The following is an 11879-nucleotide window of genomic DNA, read 5'->3' as shown; positions in this document are numbered from 1 at the left end:
TACACGGATGCTATGAATTTGCTTACAATAATATGGAATAGATTTTAAAATAACGCATGTTTATGCATGTTTTTTTTACAAAACCGCATAATAACACTGTTTATTGCGTTTCTAGCCCGTTCCGAACTGCCACTTTGCAGCTTAGACCATACTTTGTGCCGTATCGACACATGCCTAGGCTCCCCAACGGGCTGTCGCAGGTTGGTACATCTCTGCAGGGTCGTTTCGCACTGTCCGTGCTAACTTTTGAAAAGACAGGCTACCTTAATTGTTTTTGATATCGAGTTGGCTGATCCGGACCTGAGCACCCTCACCTCGACCGGCTAGTCCTACGCGGAAGCCCATACCCCATGGCACTAACGATGCGGCGTCATATCCTTCCAGTACGGTTTTCCATGCACCACCATCTTGCCATGAAAAGTCGACGATGTGGCCATCAGACACGGCCATTTTCAAGGTTACTTCATCTTGAATCGCTGGAACATCAAGTATTTGAAGTTCCTGCACATCATCTTTCGCAATCCGCCAAACCTTCACCTGGTTTCCGAAAACCCCGATGCCGATAGCGGCAATGGGCGCACCAAAATGGTTGTTGGCGCCACCCACCATGGTAATGGAGGCACCCGACTGGCTATTGGTAGAACCCATAGTTACGCGGGCAGTCACCTCATAGTTGATAGACGTGATGGGCTGTACCAGCAGTGACCCGATGCCGTCGTTGGCTTGGGATGTGGTGAGCAACAGTCCCTTCTCGCCCACGGTATAACCAACGGGTTGGTTCACACGCCACCGCCACACGGGTGCCACAGACGCAAAATCGTCACTATAGTCAGAAGCGCTCGCATCGCGGTCATAGGCCGCATCGTTAGCGAAGGAAGGCCAACCGTCGGCCGTCCAGTTGATTTTTTCCAGCACCCCTTCGCGTCCTACATATACGCTGCCCGCTTGGTTATAAGCATGGTATAGGTAGTAGAAATCACTGCCGTGCTGCACCACCGTGCCATGGCCGGCACACTTCCAATCATCATTGTCTACCAGCACGGGGTTTTGGTCGTATTTTTCCCACGGCCCCAGCAACTGCTTGGCCCGGGCTACTCCCGTTTTGTAGTTGCAGGTTACCTCGCAGCAAGCGCCCGCCGAGTACGTGGCGTAGTAATAGTCGTTGTGCTTGAATACGCTGATGCCTTCCACCAAACGGCCTTCCCATTCAGCATCGTTCGTAAAGAGCTCGTGCATCTCGCCCACCATTGCAGTACGCTCAGGATTGATTTCCTGTGCCCACATAGGGGTAGGCTGGCCTTTGCTGTTGCCATCCTCTTTCCAAAGCAAGTATATCTTGTCGCCATCTCTCACCTCATATGCGTCAATAGAGCCCAGCTCCTGGCTCACCAGCGGACCGTGGTCGGTGTAGGGACCTTCGGGCGATGGCGCACTGGCGACGGCGACGGCGAGACGCCCAGTCGACTTATCGCGGGCCGTATAATACAAGTATACCTTGTTTTGCTCCTCGTCATAGGCCAATTCAGGCGCCCAGAAATTGTTGCGTGCCCATTGGGGTAGGTCGGCAAATGCATATGACACCTGCTTCCAGTTGACGAGGTCTGTCGATTTGTAGATGGGAAACAATGGTGCCCATTCATTGGAAGTGGCCGATGCCCAATAGGTATCGCCAATCTTGATAACTGTCGGATCCGGATGGTCGCCCGGCAATACTGGGTTAACGATGGCAATCGTTTCGACCTGCTCGTTTGTGGTATTGTTACCGGTACAGCCCGCAACGGTGAGCAAAATGAGGACGTATAAAAATGCTGTTTTAATTATTTCCATGGTTTATGATTTAAGACGGATAATTACATGGTATAAGTGGCAAAGAAACGAATTTTAACCCGTAATTCATTCTTCAGTAGAAGCGATAACCGGGAAAACCTCAGGGATCTGCACGGCCTGGTAAAAAGGGCTTCCAGGCAAAAGCCTGACCTCATTGAGCGGAAATGCAATCCAAACCTTGGTGTGCGCTGGCTTAATCACCATTTTGTCATCACCCTCTTCCGCCAAGGTTACGCTCATTACTAGACTAGCAAATAAAATTGTAAATGTACCGAGAAGCGTTTTTTCATCTGTTTAAATTTTTCTTCAATGGCGATGAAGCTATCATGGTTTGATCATTTCCATGTATGGTTTTCGAAAACCATGGCGGTTTCAGAATCTATATGTAGGATTCTATTTTAATTTCGGATTTATTGCTAACGTGCCACCACCCGTCACGTTCCGCACAAAGGAAAGGAATTTAATGGCATATTCCCAAACGCAGCGTTTCGAAACTCCGATGCATTCTATGTAGTGGCCGGAGCGTATGTATTTTGGATTGCGGGGAGCTATTCCACGATAAAATTTTCAAAAATAATAATCTACTTATTAGGTAGAATTTGTGCTGTATTTTTATATTTGCCGGGGTATTGGGATGGCCCGTGGGCAGGAAGCTACATGGATAGTCATTAAAGCATCGTATGAATATATCTATAAACACAAGTATATGAGTCCATTAGCCAGGGTTCAGGCCTACTCGATTCAGCGAATGAAGCGAATCACAACCCGGCATATCTCCATTGGGATCGTGTTGATGAAATTGGCATTGGTAGCCATCGTCGTAATTAAGTATCTTCCCTATGCAAGTACGCGGGACCTTCTTTTCGATGAAACGTTTTTTTGGTTTATGCTGGCGGGGTTTGTAGCCCAGATGGTAGACGGTGCGTTAGGTATGGCCTATGGCGCCACTTCAAGCGCCGTACTGCTTAGCTACGGATTGTCGCCACGGCTGGCATCTGCGGCCGTGCACACGGCCGAAATATTTACCACCGGTGTTTCCGGACTCTCACATATCCGGTTTGGCAACTTCAATAAGTCCTTGTTTTTCAAGCTGGTCATACCGGGAGTCATTTTTGCGTCGTTGGGAGCATTCCTGCTCGGGTCGGTCATCGATGGCGATAGCATCAAGCCTTATATCAATGCCTACCTGCTCATTTTGGGAGTTCTCATCCTGCTTAAGGCATTCAAGAAAAATTTCAAGACGACAGAAAACACGAAAGGGGCGTCTTTGCTGGCCGCTTTTGGGGGGTTTCTGGATGCTATTGGCGGTGGCGGGTGGGGGCCCATTGTTACTTCCAACCTTATCCGGAAGGGCAACACTCCAAGTACAATCATTGGCACCGTAAATACCGCAGAGTTTTTTGTTACGTATTTCACCGCCGGTGTGTTGATTTACTTTACCGGTATCCATAGCTGGCAGATTATTCTCGGCCTTATCTTGGGGGGTGCATTGGCAGCGCCCTTGGGTGCCCTCATCACAAAAAAGGTAACAAAAAAAGCGCTTTTCTTGGCAGTCGGTATTCTGATTATCGCCACGTCATTGTATTCCCTATATATGGCGATCTTCTGATCCGATCAACGTAACATCGGATTTCGAAATGGCTAAGTTCTGTGTGCTCAATTAACGCAAGTGCGTCAGGATAGTAACCCGCTTCTTCTATCTCACTAACCCCTCCAGTTCCGCTATCCGCTTATTGCACAACTCGCCGGCAATCCGCAACAAAGTGGAAACGCGGTAATAAAGAGTCCATGCCTCTTCCTCCTTTATGGCAAACCCCATAGCATACCGGCTATCCATGTAGCTGCTTTTGAGCAAATTGAAAAGAGTCTTATTTTCGGGATTATCCCGCGGAAATACCGTGGCTATTTCGGGCGCCAACGTACTGCACAGCTTGAGCATCCACGCCAGGTTGTGAGTGTTGGGCCGCATGTATAACATCACCTTGAGCATCGCCTTACACGCTTGCTCCACGGTTTGGTGTAGCATGAATACCCCCATATTGAAGTTGTGCTCCATCAGACAATAACTAGCACAGTCCATAAACTGGCAACTATTGTTGAACCAACGCCGCCACCCCTCCCTGGTCTGCAGTAGCAGGGTTTCGTGGCATATGAACACGTTGCGCTGTGGTAGCATATTCGCTTGGCTATGGAGCAGCGCACCATGCTGAAACACCTTACAGACAAACGCATCCCTATTGGCTAGGCGCTCCATCGCGTCACTGTAAGCCATGACTGCCGCCGCATATTGACCATCCATCGCTACACTATTCGCCAGGTGTTGAATATGGTGTAGACACCGTTGCTCGCTGTCGTTATAAACCAGTAAGATATTGGCACTAAACCATTGCTTCCTGGCTTTCGAGGCGAAACAGTGTGTGCGCTGGGCATCGTATTGCTGTAGCGCAAAACAAAAAATAAACTTGGTGGCCAAGCGAGCGGTGAGTTCCTTGGCCAATTGGCGCAGCGTATCCTGCTGCGCAACAGTGAGGTCATTGAGGTCAATATCCATGGTAATCGATTTCTTTACCCGCGTAAGTGGGCGTTGAGGTTTCAAATGGTTCGTCTGTTTCCATCATTGTCATTTGATTGCCGAAGGGGCAGCCCCCTTCATTTTTTAATTTGCATACCTTATCAAGTTCCTTAAGTTTGTAGCTTGGTGTGCTTACATCACAAAGATACTATCTTTAGATAATTTTTAATTATCAAATTGAAATTAAATGAAAAATACCATAGAATCCATTGATTTACAGTCGGAAAAAATTGGCCCCCGTCTCAAGGAGATCCGAAACGCATTGGGAATGACGGTAGAGGAGTTTTACACCCCATTGATGAAAGCTTTCAACAACGGGTCTTCCATCGAAAACAACAAACGCAACTTAGGCAAACGGCTAGCAAAAGACATTATCGAATACTACAACATCAATCCGGCGTTTCTCCGTACCGGCAAGGGTGAAAAAGTCCTGAAGGTGCGGCCATATCATAAAGCGACTTTCCAACCGCGACCTGTAGAAGATGAGGAGCGCGTGCCCTTTTTTGATGTCAAACTTACCCAGTTGCAAGCGGGGCTACCTGATATTTTCAGTGAAAGTACCCCCGAATATTATGTAGACTACCAACCATTCAATGATTGTACGGCTTATCTGCCTGTCTATGGCGACAGTATGTACCCCCGCTTTGTCAACGGCGAAATCATCGCTGTCAAAGCGATTACCAACCGCGACATCATCTTATGGGGCGAGGCTTATCTTGTGGTAACCGACGAACTGGCCAACAATATGATTACCGTAAAGCTGCTTTATCAACATAAAGATGCAGGCAAGATTGTCCTCCGTGCAAGTAATCCGGCTTATAGCGGAGATACCGTTATCGATAGGGCCTCTATTACCCAACTGTATATTATTAAGGGCAAGATCACCCGTAACCAACTATAGTCCATAGCAAGGTGGAGCAGGATATTGCAATAATCGGCAAGAAATTTCAGAAAAACGCAAAAGATTACGGACTCCAAGAATTTTTGGCACCGTTTTCGCTATTACTCGGATAGGTTTAGGTTGATAGCCCCTAACCCCATTGGGGCGGCCGTCCCGACTTTGTCGGGACGGTTTTTTTATGCCCAGCCCATGCTCCACGCCCTGATTTGGAAATGATTTCCTTAACTTAGGTGCCTGTACCTTTTAGTCATTTAAAACGTTAATTGCATCTCATGAAGAAAATCTGTTCACTCATCGCTGTACTGTGTAGTATTTTGGTCACCACCGCGCAAGAAAAAGCACGCTTGCTGCGCTTTCCGGCCGTACATGGCAACCGGGTGGTGTTTACGTATGCCGGCGACCTTTACGTGGCCCCAACCGAGGGGGGTATGGCCCGTCGCATCACCAGCCACCCGGGATATGAGTTATTCGCCCGTTTCAGCCATGACGGAAAACACATCGCCTTTACCGGTCAATACGACGGCAATACGGAGGTCTTTGTTATCCCCGCAACGGGTGGCGAGCCCAAACGCATCACCTACACCGCCACACTCGGCCGGGACGACGTGGCCGACCGGATGGGGCCAAACAACATCGTTATGGGATGGACTCCCGACGACCAACATGTGATCTATCGGGGCCGCGGCACCTCGTTCAATGCATTCAAGGGCAAACTCTATCTTGCCCCCCTGAGCGGTGACCTGAGCCGGGAGCTCCCCTTTTCGGTTGCTTCTTGGGCGTCCTACAATGCGGACGGCACCAAGCTGGCAATGAACCGCGTATTCCGCGAATTTCGGACGTGGAAATATTACCGTGGAGGAATGGCCGATGACATCTGGCTGACCGACCCCTCCACCGGCGCCACGGAAAACCTGACCAATAACCCGGCGCAGGATGTCTTCCCCATGTACTATAACGACAAAATCTATTTCGTGAGCGACCGCGACCGTATTGCCAACCTATTTGTCTACGACACCCAAACCAAACAGACCGAAAAGGTGACGAGCTTTACCGAGTACGATGTGAAATTCCCGGCATTGGGCGGCGACGCCATCGTCTTCGAAAATGGGGGTTACATCTACCTCCACAACCTGTTGACGGGTCAAACGGAACAGCTGCACATCACCATTGCAGAGGATTTTGCATCGGGCCGCTCCAAGCAGGTCGATGCGTCCAAATTTGTGTACAGTGCCGACCTTTCGCCCGACGGCAAGCGGGTGGTATTCGGTGCGCGGGGTGATGTCTTCACTGTGCCAGCCAAAACCGGGGTAACCCGCAACCTGACACAAAGCAGCGGGGCGCACGACCGCAACGTGGGGTGGAGCCCCGATGGGCGGTGGGTCAGTTTCGTCTCCGACCGCACAGGGGAGGACGAATTATACATCCAGCAACAGGACGGAACCGCGCCCGCCAAGCAACTCACCAAGGGCGGCGGGGCGTATAAATTCAACCCTGTATGGAGCCCGGATAGCAAGTACCTGCTGTACGGCGATCGCAGCCAGCACTTGTACGCGGTAGATGTCCAGTCGGGCAATAGCACCTTGATTACGCAGGCCGACGAAGGCACCGTAGGTTCCTATACGTTCGCGCCCGATAGCAAATGGATTGCTTACACGCTTCCGGGAAGGGCCCGTGAATTTACGGTCATCAACCTCTTCAACCTCGACAGCAAAAAGACCATACCGGTAACAGACACGTGGTATAACAGCGGCCAACCTGAGTTTAGCCCCGATGGGAAATTGCTGTACTTCGTATCGCAGCGCGATTTCAGTCCTACATATGGCAGTACCGAATGGAACCACGTATACAACGACATGAGCAGGCCGTATTTCGTGCGGTTGAATGCCACCGCCAAATCACCGTTTGCTGAACAAAGTGACGAAGTGACGGTAAAAGGCGATGGCGAGAATGGCGATAAGGAAGGTGACAACAAGAAAGATAAGGCAGCATCCGATGATGTTACCGTAACGGTGGATGAAGAGGGACTGGCCGACCGCATCGAAAGCCTTCCGGTAGCACCGGGCTCCTATTTCGGACTCGTTGCCACCGAAGACGGGCTGTACTATTCCAGTCGGGCCAGCGGCAGCAGTGGATTCAAGTTTTTCAATCTCGAAGAAAAAAAGGAAACCGATATCGGCAGTTTCGGAAATTACAGCGTAACCACCGACCGGAAAAAAATCCTGATCCGCAATGGCGATGGGTTTTTCATCGAAAACCTGGGCAAATCGAAAATAACGCCTTCCAACAAGGTGGATCTGGGCGGACTGAAAGTGACGGTAGACCTGAAAGCGGAATGGAAGCAAATCTATGACGAAAGCTGGCGCCAAATGCGGGATTACTTCTACGACCCCAATATGCACGGTGTAGACTGGAAGGCGATGCACGACAAATATGCGCCGTTGCTACCCTACGTAAACCACCGCGATGACCTCACTTACCTCGTCGGCGAGCTGATCGCCGAACTGAATATCGGCCACGCCTACGTGAATAGCGGCGACCGGCCCGATGTGGACCGAATCCCAATGGGGTTATTGGGTGCCGCCTTAAGCCGCGATGAAAGTGGTTACTACCGCATCGACAGCATCCTATCGGGCCAAAGCTGGAACAAGGAGCTGGTCTCGCCGCTGCGCGCGTCGGGCGTAAATGCCAAAGCGGGTGAGTACATCATCGCGATCGACGGCACGTCGATGAAAGACGTGGATAACATCTACCAAACGCTCGTCGCCAAGGCAGGCCGGCTGGTGGAGGTCGAGATCAATGGGACCGCATCTGACAATGGGGCGCGTAAGGTATTGGTGAAGCCCATCAGCGATGAATCCGCACTGTACTACCACGAATGGGTGCAGCAGAATATTGCGAAAGTCACCGCGGCGAGCGATGGCCGTATCGGGTACGTCCATATCCCCGATATGGGGCCAGAGGGCCTCAACCAGTTTGCCCGCTACTTCTACCCGCAATTGGATAAGGAAGCACTCATCATCGACGACCGGGGCAATGGCGGTGGCAACGTATCGCCCATGATCATCGAGCGGCTGCTCCGCAAGCCGGGCCTGGGCACCATGCGCCGCAACAGCAAAACGGCTTCCATCAAGCCCGATGCGCATGTGGGCCCGAAGGTATGCCTTATCGACCAATATTCGGCATCCGATGGCGACCTGTTCCCCTGGCAGTTCAAGCACTATGGCATCGGGCCGCTCATTGGCCAACGCACCTGGGGTGGCGTAGTGGGCATCAGTGGCTCTCTACCGTTTATCGATGGCGGCGATATGCGTAAACCCGAGTTTGCACATTTCGCAGCCGACGGCTCGTCGTTCATTATCGAAGGGGAGGGTGTACACCCAGATATCGAGGTGGTCAATGACCCCTACCAAGAGTATCAAGGCAACGATACGCAGCTGTCACGCGGCATCAGTGTATTGCTGGAGAAGTTGGCTGAAGGCGGCGCTACAGGCGTACCACCGATACCCGGATTCCCAGATAAATCAAAGTAATAGAAATCGTCATCGGTGGTTTTGCTCGCGGGTGTACGGCAACTTTTCCTTTTTCACGCAAAGAACGCAAAGTCAGTTTACGCAAAGCGTGCCAAAGTTGCATCTTTGCGCTTTTTGCGCTAAAGCGAAGCGCCTTCGTGAACTTTGCGTGAACACGTTATATCAGGCCGGTGAGCCATGCCGGGTAAACACCCAGCAATAGGGTAATGAGCGCCGCCAGGAAAAATACGGCCCGGTACGGCCCGCTGACCGTTACCGCGTCGCGGTCTATCGGTTTGAAATACATGGCTACGATAACCCGGAAATAATAGAAAATCCCCATGGCCGCATTGATAACCGCGAGTACGACCAACAGTACCTGGTAATCAGCCAATACGCCCGAGAACATCATGAACTTACCCACGAAGCCTGCGGTAAGTGGTATCCCCGCCAACGACAGCATGGCGATGGCGATGACCAGCGACAAATAAGGGTTCCTTTTGGCCAAGCCATTGAATGCTTCGAAATGCTCACTTCCAGTTGCCTTTTTAACCAGGATGAGTGCCCCGAAGGCAATGATGGTCGATAGCGAATAGGCCGTGGCATAAAACAGCACCGAGTCGGCCGATGTAGCGCCGATGGCCACAATGGCGAAAAGGAGGTAACCGGCGTGCGAAATACTGGAATAAGCCAGCATCCGCTTTACGCTCTGCTGCTCGATGGCCGTAATATTGCCCACAAACAGCGTAATAATAGTCATCACCAACAATACCGGCATCCAGAAATCCTGCAACGGCACAAAGCAGAAATAAAACAAGCGCAAGAACCCGGCAAAGGCAGCAGTCTTGACCACCGTTGCCATGAATATGGTAACCAGTATCGGTGCACCATCATACACGTCCGGTGTCCAGAAATGGAATGGCGCAGCACCTACCTTGAATGCCAAACCCACAATCAGCAACAAGATGCCGGCATAAAACAATGGCGATATCCCTTGGGGGTTGGATACCACGTAATCCTTAATGGCTGCCAAATCGAACGAGCCGCTGGCACCGTAAAGCAGCGCAATGCCAAAGAGTAGAAACCCCGTAGAGAACGCCCCCATCAGGAAGTATTTCAATGCGGCCTCGTTGGAAGCGAAATCTTTCTTGCGGATACCCGCAAGGATGTACAGCGCGACCGACATGATTTCGATGCCGATAAACAGCATGGCCAGGTTATGGAAGGAAGCCACCAAAACCGCACCAGTGAGCGAGAACAGGATAAGCGCATAATACTCGGCCACATGCGGGCTCGATTTGTCAAAATAATCGTTGGATAGCAGCAATACCAATGCGGTCAGCACCACGCATATTACTGAAAATGCTACCGCAAAATGATCGAACAATACCATACCGCTATACAGCGGCTCAGCAGTTGTACCCCATTGCACGCCATACAGCACCACGGCCGCAACAAGGCCCAGCAGGGATACCGGCAACAATGCTTGCCGGGCTTTGAACAATCCCAAATACAGCACCAATATGGCTAACAAAGACAGCGTAATGATTGCACTCATGTTTCGTTTATTATCTTAATCCCTTCACTTCCGGGATATGCATTCCTTCGTTTTACTTAACCAAACTGACCTTATCGATCAACTCCGTAACGGCGGCCTCCGAGATATCCAGTAACGGCTTCGGATACACGCCGATACCGACCACCAACACCACCACGACAGCCAACACCACCCACTCGGTGCCTTTTAAGTCGGCAAAATTACTTGTTTGGGCATTCACCTCACCCAACATCACCTTTTGGTACATCCGTAGCAAGTATACGGCAGCAAGGATGATGGTGAGCCCACCGAATACGGCATACCAGACACCATACTGATAAATGCCCATCAACAACAGGAATTCGCCGATAAACCCGTTGGTGAGCGGTAGGCCGATTGCCCCCATCACGATGGTCAAGAACATTATCGCCAGTACGGGTGCCGATTTGGCAATACCGCCCATGGCGGCCAAATCACGTGTACCTAGCCGGCGTACAAGGATATCTACAACAAAGAACAAGCCCAATACACTGATACCGTGGTTAATCATCTGGATGATGGCACCCTGCAATCCCTGTACGTTCCAAACAAAAACTCCCGCGCCGATGAGCCCTACGTGGGCAATGGACGAGTAAGCAATCAGCCGCTTCGCATCGCCTTGCTTAAACGCGATGATGGATGCATACACGACACCGATGATACACAGTACCAAAGCCAGCTGCCCGTAAGCTGCCACACCCAACGGTGCAATCGGGATGAGCCACCGGATAAGGCCATACACACCCATTTTGAGCATGATTGCCGCCAACAACATCGTGCCCGCCGTGGGTGCCTCGGTATAGGTATCGGGCTGCCAGGTGTGGAAGGGGAAAATCGGCATCTTGATCGCGAAGGCAATGAAGAATGCCCAGAAAATCCACCGTTGCGTACCGCTATCGAGTGCCAGCTGGTAAAACGAGCTGAGTTCGTAATCGCCCGACGGTACCTGCACGTGCAGGTAGATGATCGCGATGAGCATCAGTAGGCTTCCGAAAAACGTATAGATAAAGAATTTGAGGTTTACACGGATGCGGTTCTCTCCGCCCCATAGGGCGCAGATAAAGTAAATCGGAATCAGCGCAACCTCCCATCCGACGTAAAATGCGAAGGCGTCTAGGGCGGTGAATACCAGCAAGAGCCCAGCCTGCATAAACAACACCAATGCGTAGAAACCGCCTTTGTAGTCGTGGCTGAATGCCGAAAGGATAATCAAGGGAATGAGTCCGTTGGTGAGCAGCACAAGCGGTAAGCTAATCCCATCGATACCGATATAGAAATGGATGCCCAATGCGGGTATCCAGGCAAACCGCTGCTCGAATTGCATACTGGCATCCGGCACGAAATTGACCAGGAACGGGATTGTGAGCGCCAAGGAAAGCAGCGATACCAACAGCGCCAATTGCTTGGCCGTGCGCGCCTGCCGTACGAACGCAAGCACCAAAGCACCAAGGACCGGAATTAACAGTAGTATAAATAGATTGTCCATGTACGCGA

General features: G+C 51.0%; 8 protein-coding genes. 3 read left to right on the top strand and 5 right to left on the bottom strand.

What is annotated here, in order from left to right:
• Positions 1–264: 264 nt before the first annotated feature.
• Positions 265–1827, bottom strand: coding sequence for a glycoside hydrolase family 43 protein (locus ACEVG1_RS02775; protein WP_374742032.1), 1563 nt, complete (start codon positions 1825–1827; stop codon positions 265–267).
• Positions 1828–1893: 66 nt separating this feature from the next.
• Positions 1894–2067 (bottom strand): hypothetical protein, encoded by a 174-nt coding sequence (locus ACEVG1_RS02770; RefSeq protein ID WP_374742031.1) that lies wholly within the window; start codon positions 2065–2067, stop codon positions 1894–1896.
• A 508-nt stretch (positions 2068–2575) separates the two neighbouring features.
• Here ACEVG1_RS02770 and ACEVG1_RS02765 point away from each other — a divergent pair.
• Positions 2576–3436 carry a sulfite exporter TauE/SafE family protein gene (locus ACEVG1_RS02765; RefSeq protein WP_374742030.1) on the top strand — a complete coding sequence of 287 codons (861 nt, stop codon included), beginning with the start codon at positions 2576–2578 and terminating at the stop codon, positions 3434–3436.
• Positions 3437–3523: 87 nt separating this feature from the next.
• Here the strand turns inward: ACEVG1_RS02765 and ACEVG1_RS02760 are convergent, their stop codons facing one another.
• On the bottom strand, positions 3524–4423 hold the full coding sequence (locus ACEVG1_RS02760) for a HEPN domain-containing protein (protein ID WP_374742029.1): 900 nt from the start codon (positions 4421–4423) through the stop codon (positions 3524–3526).
• 163 nt (positions 4424–4586) lie between these two features.
• Between ACEVG1_RS02760 and ACEVG1_RS02755 the strand changes: the two genes are divergently transcribed.
• Both ACEVG1_RS02755 and ACEVG1_RS02750 read left to right on the top strand, forming a co-directional pair.
• Positions 4587–5300 (top strand): XRE family transcriptional regulator, encoded by a 714-nt coding sequence (locus ACEVG1_RS02755; protein WP_374742028.1) that lies wholly within the window; start codon positions 4587–4589, stop codon positions 5298–5300.
• Between the two features lie 272 nt (positions 5301–5572).
• On the top strand, positions 5573–8830 hold the full coding sequence (locus ACEVG1_RS02750; protein ID WP_374742027.1) for a S41 family peptidase: 3258 nt from the start codon (positions 5573–5575) through the stop codon (positions 8828–8830).
• A 157-nt stretch (positions 8831–8987) separates the two neighbouring features.
• Here ACEVG1_RS02750 and ACEVG1_RS02745 read toward each other — a convergent pair whose 3' ends face one another.
• Positions 8988–10367 (bottom strand): NADH-quinone oxidoreductase subunit N, encoded by a 1380-nt coding sequence (locus ACEVG1_RS02745; protein WP_374742026.1) that lies wholly within the window; start codon positions 10365–10367, stop codon positions 8988–8990.
• Between the two features lie 52 nt (positions 10368–10419).
• Positions 10420–11871: a NuoM family protein gene (locus ACEVG1_RS02740; RefSeq protein WP_374742025.1), complete on the bottom strand. Its 1452-nt coding sequence runs from the start codon at positions 11869–11871 to the stop codon at positions 10420–10422.
• Positions 11872–11879 lie beyond the last annotated feature (8 nt).

Source organism: Parapedobacter sp. 2B3, from assembly GCF_041925275.1.
Lineage (GTDB): Bacteria > Bacteroidota > Bacteroidia > Sphingobacteriales > Sphingobacteriaceae > Parapedobacter > Parapedobacter pyrenivorans_A.
This window is presented reverse-complemented; position numbering and strand designations above follow the sequence as displayed.